Below are 16,724 nucleotides of genomic sequence, written 5' to 3'. Positions count from 1 at the left end.
ATTATCACTGAGCACTTACAGAAAACCAGTCACGCTTTTAGATAAGAGTCTCAGGATGTTTCTTGCTTTATAATCCGGCCAATTTGTAAGGTTTTATGCATTCTTATGACCAATTCCTCCTGTGACCCCCTGCGGGCGGCCCTTTTGTATGGCCTTTTGTCTCTTTTGTGGTTTGTGGCGTGCGACTACCTGCTGCCTCATTTGATCGAAGAACCGGCTCGACTGGCCATTTTCCAGCAAGCGGGCGGTTATCTCTGGGTGGTGATCAGTGCGGTCATGATCTTCATTTCCAGAGGGCGGCTGCGCCTGTTCATGGGGGCCGATGCGCAGTTGCGTCGTCAGCAGGAGGAGGATCAGGACCGCCTGCGGCTGGCGTCAGCAGTGTTCGACAGCACGCGGGAAGGGGTTCTGGTCACGGATGATAAGGGGCGGATCGTTCATGTGAACCGCGCTTTCATGGAAATCACCGGCTATCAGGCCGACGAGGTCATGGGGTTCAACCCGAGCAAGTTCAAATCCGGTCGCCATGGCCCGGAGTTCTATCGGCAGATGTACCGGTCCATTCTCAGTGCCGGGCAATGGAGCGGGGAGATCTGGAATCGCCGCAAAAGCGGTGACATCTATCCCCAGTGGCAGAGCATTCGTGGCATCAAGGGGGCGGACGGCCAGCTCAAGCATTTCGTGGCGGTGTTTTCGGATATCACGGTCATCAAGCGCTCCGAGCAGGAATTGACCCAGCTGGCTCATTACGATGCCCTGACGCAGTTGCCCAACCGGCTGCTGTTCACTGACCGCGCCACTCAGGCGCTGGCGCATGCGCGTTCCAGCAAGCGCGGTTGTGCATTGCTGCTGATCGACCTCGATCACTTCAAGAACATCAATGACAGCCTGGGGCACAATGTCGGCGACCAGCTCCTCAAGGCTGTGGCCGAGCGTCTCAAGGGGTTGTTCGACAACGAGCTGACCCTGGCCCGACTGGGGGGAGACGAGTTCGCCCTGTTGGTGAAGAACTGTCAGCAGGTGGTGCAGGCGGCAGCCCTGGCGCAACAGATCATCGACAGTTTCAAGAAGCCTTTTCTGCTCGATGACCAGCCACTGTTCATTACGGCCAGTATCGGTATCAGCCTGTTTCCCGGCGATGCGCTGACGGTCGCGCAATTGATGCGCAATGCCGACTCGGCCCTGTTCAAGGCCAAGAAAGACGGTCGCGAAGGCTATGCCTTGTATACCGAGGAGCTGACCGCGCACGCTCAGCAAAGGGTCGAACTGGCCAGTGAGCTGCATCGGGCTATCGAGCAGCAGGAACTGCGGGTGTTCTACCAGCCGATTCATGACCTGGAAACCAGTCATATCAAAGGTGTCGAAGCACTGGTGCGCTGGGAGCATCCAGCGCGAGGAATGGTTTCGCCTGCCGAATTCATTCCGATTGCCGAGCAGAGTGGGCTGATCGCCGATATCGATGCCTGGGTATTGAGTACCGCCTGCCGGCAGATGCGCTGCTGGCTGGGATCGGGTGTGAACCTTTCGTTTGTTGCGGTGAATATCTCCAGCCGGTTGTTTGGCAGCGGCGATATGGACCGGCAAGTGGCTCAGGTTCTGCGCGAAACAGGGTTGGACCCTTCTTTTCTGGAGCTGGAAGTCACTGAAAGTGCGGTGATGGACGACCCCGAGCAGGCCATCGAGCAATTGCATCGCCTGCGCGAACTGGGCCTGAGCCTGGCCATCGATGATTTCGGCACCGGTTATTCATCGCTTTTGCGCCTCAAGAGCATGCCGGTCCAGAAGCTGAAGATCGACCAGGGCTTTGTGGCCGGCCTGCCGAGCGATGATGACGATATTGCCATCGTGCGGATCATCATTGCCTTGGCCAAGAGCATGGGCATGCGGGTACTGGCCGAAGGTATCGAGCACGCCGATCAGGCGGGTTTCCTGCTCGATAATGGATGCCAGCTCGGCCAGGGCTACTGGTTTGCCCGTCCAATGCCTGCAGAACAGATCGATTGGTTGAGAGCACCCGACTTTCGCCAGCCTGTCATCTGAATCGCCTGTACCGCTTGAATCAAGGCCTGCCGGGGTGTGCAACGTGCTCCGGTCGTCTGTTCTGTCTCTTAATTTCTTTTGGTTATATCTGCATTCTTAAATAGTCTTTTTAAGAATATCTCGGCGTATCTACTATTACTCCAACGCCACAAGCCATCGCCCCCAGTCGCGACAGGCAGGCCTCTCTAATTTCAAGGAATACGATTATGAGCGCATCTCTACGTAGTGTTGACGGTCAGGACGAAGCAGCAATTCTGCGTGAAATTCAGAGTGCGTTGCGTGACCTGCGTTTTGGGGCCGTCGAAATCACGGTGCATAACGCGCAAGTGGTTCAGATAGAGCGTAAGGAAAAGTTTCGTCTGCAGAACTCCGGCGCCAAGCCGAACTGATTCCGCACCCGACTGGTTAACCGGAGGGCTTCACTTTGACTCCTGATACACCCGTGAACAGCAGCGCACCATTCCGAATGCGGACGTGATGCGCCAAGAAGAAATCAAAAAAGCCAACACTCAGAATTTCCAGGAGCTTCACCTTATGTCCATTCGCCGTTTTGCCCTGGCCGCTATCGCCAGTGCCGTTTTTGCCGGTTCCGCTGTTGCCAAGGATTATGAGTTGCTCAACGTGTCCTATGACCCGACACGCGAGCTGTATCAGGAGTACAACGCCGAGTTTGCCAGCCACTGGAAGAAGGCCCATCCAGCCGACACCGTGACCATCAAGCAATCCCATGGTGGTTCGGGCAAGCAGGGCCGTGCGGTCATCGACGGTCTGCGTGCCGACGTCGTGACTCTGGCACTGGCGGGTGATATCGATGAAATCGCCAAACTGGGCAAGACCCTGCCCGAGGACTGGCAGAAGCGCCTGCCGGATGCGAGCACGCCTTATACCTCTACCATCGTGTTCCTGGTGCGCAAGGGCAACCCCAAGGGCATCAAGGACTGGGGCGATCTGATCAAGCCGGATGTTTCGGTCATCACGCCTAACCCGAAAACCAGTGGCGGTGCCCGCTGGAACTTCCTGGCCGCCTGGGCCTACGGCCTGAAGGCCGGTGGCAGCGAAGCCAAGGCCAAGGAATATGTACAGACCCTGTTCAAGCACGTTCCGATTCTGGACACCGGTGCTCGCGGTTCGACCATCACCTTCGTCAACAACGGTCAGGGTGACGTCCTGCTGGCCTGGGAAAACGAAGCCTTCCTGGCCTTGAAGGAAGACGGTGGCAACGACAAGTTCGACATCGTCGTACCTTCGCTGTCGATCCTGGCCGAGCCTCCAGTGGCGGTCGTCGACAAGAACGCCGAGAAGAAGGGCAACACCGAAATTGCGACCGAATACCTCAAGCATCTGTACAGCAAGGCCGGTCAGGAAATCGCTGCCAAGAACTTCTACCGTCCGCGTGACGCCGAAGTGGCCGCCAAGTACGAGAAGCAATTCCCGAAACTGGAGCTGGTGACTATCGACAAAGACTTTGGTGGCTGGAAAACTGCGCAGCCGAAGTTTTTCAATGACGGCGGTGTGTTCGACCAGATCTACCAGGCGCAGTAATAACCTGTGCAACCCGGTGGCATTGTCCGATAAGGCAGCGCCACCAGGACACGTTCATTAGCCCGGATTTGACTCCGGGCTTTGTGCAAGCGTAACCAAGGACTTTTATGTCGCGTCGTATCTCCCCCGTCATACCCGGCTTCGGGCTGACGCTGGGTTACACCTTGGTGTACCTCAGTCTGATTGTGCTTATACCGCTGGCGGCCATGTTCATTCATGCCGCGCAGCTCACCTGGGATCAGTTCTGGAACATCATCACCGCCCCGCGCGTGATCGCTGCCCTGAAACTGAGTTTCGGAACCGCGTTCTACGCAGCCCTGATCAACGGCGTCATCGGTACGCTGCTGGCCTGGGTGCTGGTGCGTTATACCTTCCCGGGTCGCAAGATCATCGATGCGATGATCGACCTGCCGTTCGCCCTGCCAACCGCCGTGGCCGGTATTGCGCTCACCGCGCTCTATGCGCCCAACGGTCTGGTCGGGCAGTTCGCGACGGATCTGGGTTTCAAGATCGCCTACACCCCGCTGGGTATCACCCTGGCGCTGACCTTCGTGACCATGCCGTTTGTGGTGCGCACCGTCCAGCCCGTGCTGGCCGATATCCCGCGAGAGGTCGAAGAGGCGGCGGCCTGTCTGGGCGCTCGCCCGCTGCAGGTGTTCCGTTACATTCTGATGCCTGCCTTGCTGCCCGCCTGGCTGACCGGTTTTGCCCTGGCCTTTGCCCGTGGTGTCGGTGAGTACGGCTCGGTCATCTTCATCGCCGGTAACATGCCGATGAAAACCGAGATCCTGCCACTGCTGATCATGGTCAAGCTGGACCAGTACGACTACACCGGTGCGACGGCTATCGGCGTGATGATGCTGGTGGTTTCCTTCATTCTGCTGCTGCTGATCAACTTGTTGCAGCGGCGCATCGAAACCCCATCCTGAGGAGGCGCGCATGTCTTATTCATCTGTTTCTGCCGCCGCCGATGCCAACGCTGCACGCCGTGGCAACTCGGTTGCCCGCCGGGTCCTGATCGGCCTTGGCTGGCTGATCTTTGCCCTGTTCCTGGGGTTGCCGTTGTTCATTGTGGTGTCCCAGGGGCTGAAAAACGGTCTGGGCGCGTTCTTCACCGCGATTCTGGAGCCCGATGCGCTGTCGGCACTCAAGCTGACGGTGATTGCGGTGCTGATCTCGGTGCCGCTCAATCTGGTGTTCGGCGTCAGCGCCGCGTGGTGCGTGAGCAAATACTCGTTCCGGGGCAAGAGCATTCTGGTGACGTTGATCGACCTGCCGTTTTCGGTGTCGCCGGTCATCGCCGGTCTGGTCTACGTGTTGATGTTCGGCGCCCAGGGCTTTTTCGGGCCCTGGCTGCAGGACCACGACATCCAGATCGTCTTTGCCTTGCCGGGCATCGTGCTGGCGACCATTTTCGTGACCGTGCCTTTCGTGGCGCGTGAACTGATCCCGCTGATGCAGGAGCAGGGCACGCAGGAAGAAGAAGCTGCACGTCTGCTGGGGGCCAACGGCTGGCAGATGTTCTGGCACGTCACGGTGCCGAATATCAAATGGGGTCTGATCTACGGCGTGGTGCTCTGTACCGCACGGGCCATGGGGGAGTTCGGCGCGGTGTCGGTGGTTTCCGGCCACATCCGCGGCGTCACCAATACCCTGCCACTGCACGTCGAAATCCTCTACAACGAGTACAACCACGTTGCAGCCTTTGCCGTGGCAAGCCTGTTGCTGATCCTGGCGCTGTTCATCCTGCTGCTCAAGCAGTGGAGCGAATCCCGCATTAACCGTCTGCGCCAAAGCGCGGCGGAGGAATAAATCATGTCGATCGAAGTCCGTAACGTCAGTAAGAACTTCAACGCCTTCAAGGCCCTGAACAACATCAATCTGGACATCCAGAGTGGCGAACTGGTTGCCTTGCTCGGCCCGTCAGGCTGCGGCAAGACCACCTTGCTGCGCATCATTGCCGGCCTGGAAACCCCGGATGACGGCAGCATCGTGTTCCACGGCGAAGATGTCTCCGGGCACGATGTCCGCGATCGCAATGTCGGGTTCGTGTTCCAGCACTACGCGCTGTTCCGCCACATGACGGTGTTCGACAACGTTGCGTTCGGCCTGCGCATGAAGCCCAAGAGCCAGCGCCCGAACGAAACCCAGATTGCCTCCAAGGTCCATGAGCTGCTGAACATGGTGCAACTGGACTGGCTGGCCGACCGTTATCCGGAGCAGCTTTCCGGTGGCCAGCGCCAGCGTATCGCTCTGGCGCGTGCTCTGGCGGTCGAACCCAAGGTGCTGTTGCTTGACGAGCCGTTTGGCGCACTGGATGCCAAGGTGCGCAAGGAACTGCGTCGCTGGCTGGCACGCCTGCACGAAGACATCAACCTGACGTCGGTCTTCGTGACCCACGACCAGGAAGAGGCCATGGAAGTGGCTGATCGCATCGTGGTGATGAACAAGGGCGTGATCGAGCAGATCGGTTCGCCGGGCGAGGTCTACGAGGCTCCTTCCAACGACTTCGTCTATCACTTCCTGGGTGACTCGAACCGTTTGAGCCTGGGCGACGGGCACGTGCTGTTCCGTCCGCATGAAGTCTCGTTGTCGCGTCAGGAGCTGGAAGATCACCATGCTGCCGAGGTCCGTGACATCCGCCCACTGGGCGCCACGACTCGGGTGACCCTGAAGGTCGAAGGTCAGAGCGATCTGATCGAAGCCGAAGTGGTGAAGGACCACGACAGCCTCGTGGGTCTGGCGCGGGGCGAGACGCTGTTCTTCAAGCCCAAGGTCTGGCAGAAGATTTCAGGCGTCTAACCCGCCCGTAGGAGCGAATTCATTCGCGATAGGCCCGTTGAAGCTGAAGAAAATCCATAGCCTTCAATGACGTCTCGCGAATGAATTCGCTCCCACAGTTTCTTCTACACTGCGGCTTTGGGGGTGTTGCGCCTCACAGGCCCGACACGCTCTTCAATGTCGTGCTGCAAGGGTTTGCGCATCCCCATCAGGAACGCCAGTTCCGCCACCACGAACAACGGCCCGATGATCAGGCCCATCACATCGTCGATGAATGCCGGTTTGCGGCCTTCGTAATAGTGCCCGATGAACTGGATGATCCAGCCGATCACAAACAGCCCGACGCCTGCACTCAGCCAGACCATGGTTGCCTGCTGCGCCAGGTTTGCGCCTGCCCAGATGCAAAGTCCGAGCATGATCGCCATCACCAGCCCCAGGACCCGATCGAGCTTGAGATAGAACACGGTCGACGCCAGCGCGACCAGCGCCGCAGGTGATAGCCAGAGCCCCGCCACATCCCAGCCCGGTCGCGAGAGCAGTATCGCCACTGCCAGCACGATCAGCGGAATTCCTACGAAATGCGTCACGATATTGCGCGAATCACGGTGATACGCAGCATATTGGCTGAGATGATCGACAAGGTTTTTCATTATTATTCCTGCCTGAGACGATGATCGGGTTGCTTTACCGTAGTCGTTTTTTGGCATCGGTGCCTGTGGAAAAAGGGAGCAAACATGACAAATGGAGAGGGATGGCGGTCACGGTTACTGTCCGATTACTGGTTTAGCTATTTACCGGCCGATTTGCAGGACAGCCTGATCGACGCCGCGCAGCAGCGGCGCAAGACACCGGGGAAGTTGTTGTTTGAAAAAGGCGCTCCGGCGTGCGGACTTTACGTCCTGCTCGAAGGCACTGTACGGATGGGCGGGGTTCATGAGCAGCGCCTGGCACCTCGACAGGAAGAGATCCGCCCTCCGTACTGGTTTGGCGAGGTTTCATTGTTCGATGGCATGCCCCGCATGCTGGATGCCTATTCCGTGGACCAGACAATCTTCCTGCACATTCCCCAGGAAACCCTGGTCCGGCTGCTGGAGGAGAACCCACAGCACTGGCGTCCGTTTGCAGCACTTCTGAGCCGTAAACTGGGCCTTTTCTGGCCGGGGCACGACAAGATCCAACAGCTCCCGGCCCGCGCCCGAGTGGCCTGGCGCTTGCTGCTGTTGTGCGAAGGGTATGGCTACTTGAGCCACGCACGACGCTTGATCGCACTGGACGATATTCAGGCTCCATCCGTCCTGTCGATGACCTCATCCGAATTGCTCGAAGTGCTCGAGGAGCTACATCAGCGCAAGATCATTCGTCTGGGAGACGGGCAACTGGAAGTCTTCGACGTGATTCGCCTGCGTAAAGTGGCCAATTTTTCACGGGCCAAGGCTCTGGGGTGATTCATGCCGGAATCTAAAACGGTTTTGCCTGAATCGCTGTCAGGGCCAGTTGCTCTTTCATCATCCAGGCAGCGGATATCTGGCATCGGGCCTCGATCAGGGAATGCATTTTTGATAGCTCATCAGCCAGGTTGCGTCTGAAGATTGGCTCATGGTGGGCAATCCGGTTGCGCAGCAGGCGAATCGTCTCCAAGTCTGTTGCCAATCTCATCCTATGAGCCGAAACCGTCTTTGCCGGGTCCAGATTCGGGAACAGAGAAAAGAGGTGAGTGTTCCAGATCCTCTGATCATGGCGGCTCGTAAACATTTTTTCCCAGAACACGAATTTGAGTTCGACAACAATACGGTCTGTCGTACGAAAACGGGTTCGGGCGTTGATCAGATCCTGTCGTTGCTGATAGCCATGTCCTTTGGAGACAGGAAGGCTGTTTTCAAAGTTTTTATCCCAGGGCCAATGCTTTCCATAAACGGCTGTCAGGGCATCCGATACGGCATTGCGTACAGAGTGACTGCATCTTCGGGAGAGAGCCCTGCTGCGGCCGCAGCGGTTTCGTAGGTTGCAAATCTTGCCGGTGACAATGCGAGACGAATCGCAGGTGCGAGGGGAGGAGCCAGCGTTGACGACAACTGCGAATATCCTTATATTTTCTTCACCAGCCGAGGGAAACGAGGGCGAAAGCCTCCACCCGCGGACATACGCAAGTGATTTACGAAAAACCCACCTCATGGTGGGTTTTTTCGTATGCGCCGCCGAATTTATCAGCAAACCGTCCTTGCCTTCACGGTCACTATCGAGAGTTCATCGCTCCGATATGTTGCAATTCATCTCATCAACCCATTCCGATACTGATCCGGTGTCTGCCCTGTCCAGCGTTTGAAGGCGCGATTCAAGCTGTCTGTGTCGGCAAAGCCCAGTAGCTGAGCGATTTCGCTCAATGAGGTGTGTGGATCGCTCATGTGGAGCAAGGCCAGATTCTGGCGGCATTGTTTGAGCAGCAGGTCGTAACGGCAACCTTCGTCGGCCAGGTGGCGTTGCAGGCTGCGAGGGCTGATGTGCAAGGCTTCTGCGATGCTTTCGGGCGAGGGTTCGCCCTCGGGCAGCAGGGTTTCGATGGCCGAACAGACACGTGGCTCCCATATGAGGGAGTGCAGAGGTTTGTCGTTGTGACCGGATTCGTCCGAGGGCGAAGGACTGTCGTCCAGGTGGCTGTCAAAATCGGTGCAGGCGAACGTCAGTCTGTTCTGGGGAGCCGAGAAGTGCAGGGGCGCGCGAAACAGATCGTGCCAGGGTTGCGGATTTTCAGGTGCGGGACGCTGAAGGTCGACGGACAGGGGCGAGTACCCCCGGCCCAGGCGGTTGCGGCAAGTGCGCACATAAATGGCCGCGAAGGCATCCAGCACTTCATCGGCATGGGGCGAGGCACCCGGCTGGGTGTTGAAGCGAAGCTCATAGCATTCACCGACCCGTTTGAAATCCAGAACCAGTGCGCTTTCTGTGACCGAGTGATAGCGCACGATGCGCTCGAATACTTCACGCAATGAGTGGCTGGCAACCAGGGTGTAGCCCAGTGCATGAAAGGATGTAGGGCTGACGAAGCGTGATACCCGTAAGCCCAATGCCGGATCGTTGCTGGCCTGGACCGCCAGTTGCCAGAGGCGTGTGGCTGCGCTCTGGGACGGTCGGGCGTCAGCGGCGTCCATGTGCAGGGGATCAAGACCGGCAGCCTTGCACAGTTCGAGGCTGTCGAGGTTCAAGGCGTCGAGCTGCTTGCGCAGGGCGCGGGTCCAACTGGCAAGGCTGTTTGACTCGGGCATGTGAACGACCCTTCCTGTCATTGATGCGTACTCAAGGCCGGGCCGGGCCGACAAGGTATCCCTGGCAAATCCGTTGCCAGCTATCCAGGCAGAGCATGTAAGAAATTATGACAATTGTGCAAGCATTCCCGGACTGACTGCAGGGCCGACTCCTGTTCGGGACAGAGGCGTTCACCCTTTCGAGGGCTTTTTCATCTGCTGTAGCCTCACTGTCATCCGGGGGCGTTATCTTCCAGTGCGAAAGCGATTTTTCAGGGGCCGTTTCTTAGACAGGGGAACGGCCCTTTTTTTGATCAGTAATATTCTTTTTGGATATTAATAAATAGCTACTTATTCCTTATCGGATATATATTTCCTCCCTATACTCGCCTCATGAATGCCCACATGCAGGAGGCGAACCCATGCACAACGAGTCGATCCGTTACCTGATCGTGCCAGGCTGGCAAGGGTCGCCTGAAGATCATTGGCAAACCCACTGGCAGAACAGCCTGCCTAACAGTGCCCGGGTGGAGCAGTTCGACTGGCTCAAGCCGCGTCGGGAAGACTGGGTGGGTGAGCTGCAACGCATGATCTGCGCACAAGACACTCCGGTGATTCTTATTGCCCACAGCCTTGGCTGCATCACGGTTGCGCATTGGGCGCAATTGGCTCCGCTGGAGTCACTGCGTCAGGTGCATGGCGCTTTGCTGGTGGCACCGGCCGATGTCGAGCGTCCGAACTGCCCTCCGGCATTACGCAATTTCGCTCCGATTCCTCAGGATCTGCTGCCGTTTCCCACACAGATCGTCAGCTCTGATAACGATCCGGCTGTCAGTTCTCTGCGTGCCATGGAAATGGCCCGCCACTGGGGGGCCGAAGTCGGCTTTCTGAGTCAGGCAGGACACATCAACGTCAAGTCTGGCCATCAACGCTGGGAGCAGGGTTTTGCTTACCTGTATCGCCTGCAAAACCGTCTGGAGCAAGGCGCACGTCGTCGGGCATGAGCCGACCCATCACGTTTTCGTCAGGTCATCCGGGCCTGCCTGTTTTTAACGCTTGAGCCTGACAAGGGCTCGGGCGGGAGTTTGTCATGAGTCTTGAAGTTTCCAGTCAGCCGTTGCTGACCTTCCCCGATGCTGAAAAAAGCCCCCTGAGCATTCGCGCCAAGGCGCTGGTCTTTATCGACCCGCGTGCGCGTCAATTGCGCGAAGAGATGGAGCAACTGGCACCGCGTTCGTTGCCGGTGCTGATTCGTGGTGAGTCCGGTACGGGCAAAGAGCTGCTGGCCCGTCATATTCACCGTGGCAGTGATCGCGCCGGGCTGTTCGTCTCGGTCAATTGCGGTGCCATCAGCCCGACTTACGCCGATGCCGAGCTGTTTGGCCATGCTGCCGGTACTCACAACGTTTCCGGCAGCAGTCGGGCCGGATGGTTCGGTTCTGCCAATGGCGGCACCTTGTATCTGGACGAAATCGGCGATTTGCCGCTGCCCATTCAGGTCAAGCTGCTGGCCGCCCTGGAAAACCATGAGGTCACCCGTGTGGGCGCGCAGCAGCCCAGCCCGGTGGACGTGCGTCTGGTGGCCGCGACCAGCATCGATCTGGCACAGGCCGTGGTGGCGGGAAAATTCAATGAGCGGCTTTATCACTACTTGAGCGAGGGGCGACTCGATCTGCCGGCGCTGCGTGAGCAACCGGGCAACATCCTGCCGTTGGCAGAGTACTTTGTGGGGATCTACAGCCAGCGCCTGAACCTGCCTGTCCAGCTGATCAGTGATGAGGCGCAGCATGTGCTGCAATCCCACAGTTGGCCGGGCAACACCCGTGAACTGGAAAACGTCATTCACTTTGCCCTGCTGGTCAGCAGCGGCGACGAGATTCTTCCCGAGCACATCAATTTGCCTGTTAGCCCGGACCCGCTGGCAGAGATTGAACGACAGGCACAGCACTTGATCGCCAATGACAGGCCTGAACAGCTTCTGGCACTGAAACAATTGCTGGAAAGCGTAACGGCGCGTCTTGGGAAGGTAGCGACATAGCCATCGCTGAATAACGGTTATAAGTGACCGTTAAAAAATTATTTTCTCGTAATAAAAAATCCCGGTAAGGTCCGTTTCACACCGCAGCCCGCCATGTGGTTGCGGTAACTCTCTGATATGGCGTCACTTTTTGACGCTTTGCATGTTAGCCAAGGATATTGCATGAAGAAGACCTTGTTGATGACCGCTCTGGCGGCAGCGTTTTCCATTGGCCTGGCTCAGGCTGGCGAAAAACTGGTGGTGGGGGCGACGCCTGTCCCGCATGCTGAAATTCTGGAACTGATCAAGCCAACCCTGGCCAAGGAAGGCGTGGACCTGGAAATCAAGGTCTTTACCGATTACGTGCAGCCTAACGTCCAGCTCAACGAGAAGCGTCTGGACGCCAACTACTTCCAGACCAAGCCTTATCTGGACGGCTTCAACAAAGGCAAGGGTGCCAAGCTGGTAACCGGCGTGGGCGTGCACGTCGAGCCGTTCGGCGGTTACTCGAAGAAGCACAAGAGCCTGGCCGAACTGCCTGAAGGCGCAACCGTTGCGATTCCCAACGAAGGCAGTAACGCGGGCCGTGCCCTGCTGTTGCTGCAAAAGGGTGGTCTGATTACTCTCAAGGACCCGACCAATGCCCTGGCGACGCCTAAAGACATCGCCACCAACCCGAAAAAACTGAAATTCCGCGAGCTGGAATCGGCCGTGCTGCCGCGCGTACTGGATCAGGTTGACCTTGACCTGATCAACACCAACTACGCCCTGGAAGCCAAGCTCAACCCGCGCAAGGATGCACTGATCATCGAAGGCGCCGATTCGCCTTACGTGAACTTCCTCGTGACCCGGGAAGACAACGCCAACACCGACGCTATCCAGAAGCTGTCCAAGGCGCTGACCAGCCCTGAAGTCAAAGCCTTCATCGAGAAGAAGTACGACGGCGCGGTATTGCCTGCGTTCTGATTGATTTCAGGTATGTAAAGGGTGGGGGCGGCTTCAGCCGCTTCAAACCCTTTCGCGAATGAATTCGCTCCTGCACGGCCTGTAGGAGCGAATTCATTCGCGAAGACCAAACGCAGAAAACCCCTAGCTCGTTCAGCACTATTCATATTCCATAACGGTATTTAAATTTAATTTCTTATAGCTATAAAGTTCCTTCTCTCAGTCATCTACATGTCCTGGAGTCGGAGTTCTCATGCCCGCATCAGCCCTCGCTTCATCGTCTACTCAAGCCGCCGAGCAACAGTTCGATGTGCGTCCATTTGCCGGTAAGGTGGGCGCGGAAATCGTCGGGCTGGATCTGTCCAAAGCGCTCAATGATGCCGACTTCGCCCGTGTGCATCAGGCGCATCTCGACTACCACCTCATCGTTTTCCGCGATCAGCACATTACCCCGCAGCAGCAGATCGATTTCAGCCGCCGCTTCGGTGTGTTGCAGATCCACGTGCTCAAACAGTTTGCCCTGGCCAACCACCCGGAAATCCTGATCGTCTCCAACATTGTGGAAAACGGTCAGCCCATCGGTCTGGGTGATGCAGGCAAATACTGGCACTCGGACCTGTCCTACAAGGAGCTGCCAAGCCTGGGCTCGATGCTGCACGCTCAGGAACTGCCCAGCGAAGGCGGTGACACGTTGTTCGCCGACATGCACCTGGCCTGGGAAACCTTGCCGCAACACCTGCGTGACGCAGTCGAAGGACGTTCTGCCATCCACAGCTACACCTCCCGTTACCTGGACGGTGACAACGCTGCCAGCTGGCGTCCGGCCCTGACCCCGGAGCAACTGGCTCAGGTGGCGGAAGTGACTCATCCGATCGTTCGTACTCACCCGGAAAACGGTCGCAAGGCCTTGTTCGTCAGCGAGAACTTCACCACCCGTATCGTCGGACTGCCGGAAGACGAAAGCCGTCGCATCCTGGCCGAGATCTATGCCCACTGCACACGCCCCGAGCATGTGTACCGTCACAAATGGCAACCCCACGACATGGTGTTCTGGGACAACCGTTCCCTGATCCATCTGGCAGCCGGCTGCCCGACCCATCTGCGACGCAAGCTGTATCGCACCACTATCCAAGGCGATGCGCCGTTCTGATTCCGGGGATCTGTTCATGAATGTTGCAGTGCAAAGCCATACGGCTAGCGAAGGCACGACCCTCCAACAGGCTGCTCAGCATGCCACTGAAGCCTTGTTGCAAGTTCAGGGCGTAAGCCTTGAGTACCGCACGCCCGAGCGTGTCGTGCGGGCGACCCATCAGGTCAGTTTTGAAATCGATCCGGCCGACCGCTTCGTGTTGCTCGGCCCGTCCGGTTGCGGCAAGTCCACCTTGCTCAAGGCGGTGGCCGGGTTCATTCAACCCACGGAAGGTCAGATCCGTCTGGCCGGTGCACAGGTCAAGGAGCCCGGTCCGGATCGTATCGTGGTGTTTCAGGAGTTCGATCAACTGCCGCCCTGGAAGACCGTGATCGAAAACGTGATGTTCCCGTTGCTGGCTTCACGCACGCTCAAGCGTCCCGAAGCTCTGGAACGTGCTCGTCACTACCTGGAAAAGGTTGGCCTCAGTGCCTTTGCCGACGCTTATCCACACACCCTGTCCGGCGGCATGAAGGCCCGTGTGGCCATTGCCCGTGCCTTGGCGATGCAACCGAAAATCCTGCTGATGGATGAGCCTTTCGCGGCCCTCGATGCCCTGACTCGCCGCAAGATGCAGGAAGAGTTGCTGGAACTGTGGGACGAAGTGCGCTTCACGCTGCTGTTCGTCACTCACTCCATCGAAGAAGCGTTGGTGGTGGGCAACCGCATCCTGTTGTTGTCGCCTCATCCGGGGCGTGTGCGTGCGGAAATCAACAGCCATCAGTACGACCTGAAAAGCCTCGGAGGGGTCGGTTTTCAGCAAACGGCGCAGCGTATCCACCGCTTGCTGTTCAATGAAAACGAAACCGGCCAGCCCGAGTCCGAGCTGAATTTCCAGGACATCCGCATCGCCTATTGAGACGCAGCTGTAGGAGCGGATTCATCCGCGAACGGCCTGCTTCACGCGCCTCGACATGACCACAGAGACCCCGACATGAGCCTTTCACCCCCTGTTCGTGAAGAATACGAAGTCACGCTGGAGCCCTTCACCCAGAAGGATCTGGCGCGTGACATTCCTTTGGCCCAGCGCATCTGGCAACTGAGCTGGGTGCGCAAAAGCGTGATCATGGTTTTGCTGGCCGTGGTCTGGGAAGTGGCTGCGCGCATTCAGAACAACGACCTTCTGTTGCCCGGCTTTCTGCAAACCGCTACCGCGTTCTATGACGGCATCATCACCGGTGAGCTGCCGGGCAAGGTCTGGATTTCCCTGACTGTGCTGATTCAGGGCTATCTGATCGGCATTGTCCTGGCGTTCGGCCTGACGACCCTGGCGGTTTCGACCCAACTGGGCCGCGATCTTCTCAGCACCCTGACGGCGATGTTCAACCCGTTGCCCGCCATTGCCCTGTTGCCCCTGGCATTGCTCTGGTTCGGTCTGGGGCAGAACAGCCTGATTTTCGTGCTGGTGCATTCGGTGTTGTGGGCGCTGGCGCTCAACACCTATGCCGGGTTCCTGGGCGTTTCGGAAACCCAGCGCATGGCCGGTCGCAACTACGGCCTCAAAGGCTTGCGTTTTGTCTGGCACATCCTGATTCCGGCGGCCCTGCCATCGATTCTGGCAGGCCTGAAAATCGGCTGGGCCTTTGCCTGGCGCACATTGATTGCGGCCGAGCTGGTGTTCGGTGCCTCTTCGGGCAAGGGCGGCCTGGGCTGGTACATCTTCCAGAACCGTAACGAGCTGTATACCGACAAGGTATTTGCCGGGCTGGCGGCGGTGATTCTCATCGGTCTGCTGGTGGAAAACCTGCTGTTCGCCAACATCGAGCGCCTGACGGTCAAGCGCTGGGGCATGCAGCGCTAAGTGCGGGCTTTTTCTCTTCTTGAATTTTCGTGAGGGTTCCATGGTGACTTCTTTCAAACGTCCTGCACTGACCGCACTGGCGGCTGCATTGGGCCTGGCGGGTACTCTTCTCAGCGGCGGCGCGCACGCCGAAGGCAAGATCAGCATTGCCCAGCAATTCGGTATCGGTTACCTGATTCTGGACGTGGTGCGCGATCAGAAACTGATCGAGAAACATGGCAAGGAGCAAGGCCTGGATATCCAGGTGGACTGGAACAGTATCTCCGGCGCCACGGCCATGAACGAAGCACTGCTGGCTGGTGCTCTGGACGTGGTTTCTGCAGGCGTACCGCCCATGCTGACCATCTGGGACCGGACCAAGGGCAAGCAGAACGTCAAGGCCATCGCTTCGCTGGGCTCGATGCCCAACTACCTGCTGACCAACAACCCGAACGTCAAAACCCTGAAAGACTTCACCGACAAGGACCGTATCGCGGTGCCTGCGGCGGGCGTGGGTTTCCAGTCCCGTACCTTGCAGATCGAAACGGCCAAGGAGTTCGGGAATGCGAATTTCAAGAAATTCGACAACATCTCTGTCAGCCTGGCGCACCCCGATGCCACTTCGGCGCTGATTGCCGGTGGTTCGGAAATCAACTCGCACTTCTCCAGCCCGCCCTTTCAGTATCAGGCGCTGGAAAACCCCAACGTTCATAAAGTGTTGAGCAGCTACGACGTGCTGGGCGGTCAGGCCACGTTCAACGTGCTCTACACCACCGAGAAATTCCACGACGAGAACCCCAAGACTTACAAGGCGTTCTACGACGCGCTGGCGGAAGCCGAGAAGATCATCAAGGCCGACAAGCCGGCAGCCGCGCAGACTTATATCCGCGTCGAACAGTCGAAATTGCCGTTGCCGCTGGTAGAAAAAATCGTTTCTGACCCGGAAATCGATTTCACCGTGACGCCACAACGCACCTTCATCTATGCCGAAAAGCTGCATGAACTGGGCGTGCTGAAGAACAAGGCCGCGAGCTGGAAGGATTACTTCTTTGAAGAGGCCCACGGCGGGTCGGGTAGCTGACACTGCTGTCGCGAATGAATCCGCTCCAGTGCAGGGGCGAATTCATTCGCGAACAGGCCAATAAATACCGCAACGCTCACCTATCAAGGAACCCTGTCGCCAGCGTACAG

17 protein-coding genes are annotated in these 16,724 nt (G+C 57.8%); 14 read left to right on the top strand and 3 right to left on the bottom strand.

What is annotated here, in order from left to right; all coding sequences use genetic code 11:
• Nucleotides 1-105: 105 nt before the first annotated feature.
• From dibA to ACIPY9_RS04010, 6 genes are all read left to right on the top strand, one after another.
• Nucleotides 106-2,040 carry a phosphodiesterase DibA gene (gene dibA / locus ACIPY9_RS04035; RefSeq protein WP_400697195.1) on the top strand — a complete coding sequence of 645 codons (1,935 nt, stop codon included), beginning with the start codon at nt 106-108 and terminating at the stop codon, nt 2,038-2,040.
• Nucleotides 2,041-2,246: 206 nt separating this feature from the next.
• Nucleotides 2,247-2,429, top strand: a complete 183-nt coding sequence (gene oscA, locus ACIPY9_RS04030; RefSeq protein WP_400697194.1) for a sulfur starvation response protein OscA — start codon at nt 2,247-2,249, stop codon at nt 2,427-2,429.
• 145 nt (nt 2,430-2,574) lie between these two features.
• A complete protein-coding gene (locus ACIPY9_RS04025; RefSeq protein WP_400697193.1) occupies nt 2,575-3,582 on the top strand; it encodes a sulfate ABC transporter substrate-binding protein in 1,008 nt (335 codons plus the stop codon).
• Nucleotides 3,583-3,689: 107 nt separating this feature from the next.
• Nucleotides 3,690-4,511 (top strand): sulfate ABC transporter permease subunit CysT, encoded by an 822-nt coding sequence (cysT, locus tag ACIPY9_RS04020; protein ID WP_400697192.1) that lies wholly within the window; start codon nt 3,690-3,692, stop codon nt 4,509-4,511.
• 10 nt (nt 4,512-4,521) lie between these two features.
• On the top strand, nt 4,522-5,394 hold the full coding sequence (cysW, locus tag ACIPY9_RS04015) for a sulfate ABC transporter permease subunit CysW (protein ID WP_400697190.1): 873 nt from the start codon (nt 4,522-4,524) through the stop codon (nt 5,392-5,394).
• Between the two features lie 3 nt (nt 5,395-5,397).
• On the top strand, nt 5,398-6,384 hold the full coding sequence (locus ACIPY9_RS04010; RefSeq protein ID WP_400697189.1) for a sulfate/molybdate ABC transporter ATP-binding protein: 987 nt from the start codon (nt 5,398-5,400) through the stop codon (nt 6,382-6,384).
• 104 nt (nt 6,385-6,488) lie between these two features.
• Here the strand turns inward: ACIPY9_RS04010 and ACIPY9_RS04005 are convergent, their stop codons facing one another.
• Entirely contained in the window at nt 6,489-7,013 is a 525-nt protein-coding gene (locus ACIPY9_RS04005) for a DUF962 domain-containing protein (RefSeq protein ID WP_400697187.1), read from the bottom strand.
• 84 nt (nt 7,014-7,097) lie between these two features.
• On the opposite strand from ACIPY9_RS04005, the gene ACIPY9_RS04000 reads away from it, so the two are divergent.
• Nucleotides 7,098-7,808, top strand: a complete 711-nt coding sequence (locus ACIPY9_RS04000; RefSeq protein ID WP_400697186.1) for a Crp/Fnr family transcriptional regulator — start codon at nt 7,098-7,100, stop codon at nt 7,806-7,808.
• A 13-nt stretch (nt 7,809-7,821) separates the two neighbouring features.
• Here ACIPY9_RS04000 and ACIPY9_RS03995 read toward each other — a convergent pair whose 3' ends face one another.
• Entirely contained in the window at nt 7,822-8,574 is a 753-nt protein-coding gene (locus ACIPY9_RS03995) for a hypothetical protein (protein WP_400697185.1), read from the bottom strand.
• Between the two features lie 56 nt (nt 8,575-8,630).
• On the bottom strand, nt 8,631-9,623 hold the full coding sequence (locus ACIPY9_RS03990; RefSeq protein ID WP_400697184.1) for an AraC family transcriptional regulator: 993 nt from the start codon (nt 9,621-9,623) through the stop codon (nt 8,631-8,633).
• 401 nt (nt 9,624-10,024) lie between these two features.
• Here ACIPY9_RS03990 and ACIPY9_RS03985 point away from each other — a divergent pair, with 401 nt between their 5' ends.
• From ACIPY9_RS03985 to ACIPY9_RS03955, 7 genes are all read left to right on the top strand, one after another.
• Nucleotides 10,025-10,606 (top strand): alpha/beta hydrolase, encoded by a 582-nt coding sequence (locus tag ACIPY9_RS03985; RefSeq protein WP_400697182.1) that lies wholly within the window; start codon nt 10,025-10,027, stop codon nt 10,604-10,606.
• A gap of 86 nt (nt 10,607-10,692) precedes the next feature.
• A complete protein-coding gene (locus ACIPY9_RS03980; protein ID WP_400697181.1) occupies nt 10,693-11,640 on the top strand; it encodes a sigma 54-interacting transcriptional regulator in 948 nt (315 codons plus the stop codon).
• A 162-nt stretch (nt 11,641-11,802) separates the two neighbouring features.
• Nucleotides 11,803-12,585 carry a MetQ/NlpA family ABC transporter substrate-binding protein gene (locus ACIPY9_RS03975; protein WP_400697179.1) on the top strand — a complete coding sequence of 261 codons (783 nt, stop codon included), beginning with the start codon at nt 11,803-11,805 and terminating at the stop codon, nt 12,583-12,585.
• Between the two features lie 232 nt (nt 12,586-12,817).
• Nucleotides 12,818-13,714: a TauD/TfdA dioxygenase family protein gene (locus tag ACIPY9_RS03970; RefSeq protein ID WP_400697178.1), complete on the top strand. Its 897-nt coding sequence runs from the start codon at nt 12,818-12,820 to the stop codon at nt 13,712-13,714.
• A gap of 16 nt (nt 13,715-13,730) precedes the next feature.
• Nucleotides 13,731-14,612, top strand: a complete 882-nt coding sequence (locus ACIPY9_RS03965) for an ABC transporter ATP-binding protein (protein WP_400697176.1) — start codon at nt 13,731-13,733, stop codon at nt 14,610-14,612.
• A gap of 75 nt (nt 14,613-14,687) precedes the next feature.
• Nucleotides 14,688-15,554, top strand: a complete 867-nt coding sequence (locus ACIPY9_RS03960) for an ABC transporter permease (RefSeq protein WP_400697175.1) — start codon at nt 14,688-14,690, stop codon at nt 15,552-15,554.
• A gap of 40 nt (nt 15,555-15,594) precedes the next feature.
• Nucleotides 15,595-16,614 carry an ABC transporter substrate-binding protein gene (locus ACIPY9_RS03955; protein ID WP_400697174.1) on the top strand — a complete coding sequence of 340 codons (1,020 nt, stop codon included), beginning with the start codon at nt 15,595-15,597 and terminating at the stop codon, nt 16,612-16,614.
• Nucleotides 16,615-16,724 lie beyond the last annotated feature (110 nt).

Origin of the sequence: Pseudomonas sp. NPDC089734 (assembly GCF_044748865.1) — a bacterium.
Lineage (GTDB): Bacteria > Pseudomonadota > Gammaproteobacteria > Pseudomonadales > Pseudomonadaceae > Aquipseudomonas.
The sequence above is the reverse complement of the archived record's forward strand: the minus strand, read 5'-3'. Positions and strand labels throughout refer to the sequence as shown.

What these genes read in the sequence shown, in the direction of transcription:
- ACIPY9_RS03980 (WP_400697181.1), top strand. Translation starts at nt 10,693, where the DNA reads ATGAGTCTTGAAGTTTCCAGTCAGCCGTTGCTGACCTTCCCCGATGCT.
- ACIPY9_RS04025 (WP_400697193.1), top strand. Translation starts at nt 2,575, where the DNA reads ATGTCCATTCGCCGTTTTGCCCTGGCCGCTATCGCCAGTGCCGTTTTT.
- ACIPY9_RS04000 (WP_400697186.1), top strand. Translation starts at nt 7,098, where the DNA reads ATGACAAATGGAGAGGGATGGCGGTCACGGTTACTGTCCGATTACTGG.
- ACIPY9_RS03960 (WP_400697175.1), top strand. Translation starts at nt 14,688, where the DNA reads ATGAGCCTTTCACCCCCTGTTCGTGAAGAATACGAAGTCACGCTGGAG.
- ACIPY9_RS04005 (WP_400697187.1), bottom strand. Translation starts at nt 7,013, where the DNA reads ATGAAAAACCTTGTCGATCATCTCAGCCAATATGCTGCGTATCACCGT.
- ACIPY9_RS03955 (WP_400697174.1), top strand. Translation starts at nt 15,595, where the DNA reads ATGGTGACTTCTTTCAAACGTCCTGCACTGACCGCACTGGCGGCTGCA.
- ACIPY9_RS03975 (WP_400697179.1), top strand. Translation starts at nt 11,803, where the DNA reads ATGAAGAAGACCTTGTTGATGACCGCTCTGGCGGCAGCGTTTTCCATT.
- ACIPY9_RS03965 (WP_400697176.1), top strand. Translation starts at nt 13,731, where the DNA reads ATGAATGTTGCAGTGCAAAGCCATACGGCTAGCGAAGGCACGACCCTC.
- ACIPY9_RS04010 (WP_400697189.1), top strand. Translation starts at nt 5,398, where the DNA reads ATGTCGATCGAAGTCCGTAACGTCAGTAAGAACTTCAACGCCTTCAAG.
- ACIPY9_RS03985 (WP_400697182.1), top strand. Translation starts at nt 10,025, where the DNA reads ATGCACAACGAGTCGATCCGTTACCTGATCGTGCCAGGCTGGCAAGGG.
- ACIPY9_RS03970 (WP_400697178.1), top strand. Translation starts at nt 12,818, where the DNA reads ATGCCCGCATCAGCCCTCGCTTCATCGTCTACTCAAGCCGCCGAGCAA.
- dibA (WP_400697195.1), top strand. Translation starts at nt 106, where the DNA reads ATGACCAATTCCTCCTGTGACCCCCTGCGGGCGGCCCTTTTGTATGGC.
- cysW (WP_400697190.1), top strand. Translation starts at nt 4,522, where the DNA reads ATGTCTTATTCATCTGTTTCTGCCGCCGCCGATGCCAACGCTGCACGC.
- ACIPY9_RS03990 (WP_400697184.1), bottom strand. Translation starts at nt 9,623, where the DNA reads ATGCCCGAGTCAAACAGCCTTGCCAGTTGGACCCGCGCCCTGCGCAAG.
- cysT (WP_400697192.1), top strand. Translation starts at nt 3,690, where the DNA reads ATGTCGCGTCGTATCTCCCCCGTCATACCCGGCTTCGGGCTGACGCTG.
- oscA (WP_400697194.1), top strand. Translation starts at nt 2,247, where the DNA reads ATGAGCGCATCTCTACGTAGTGTTGACGGTCAGGACGAAGCAGCAATT.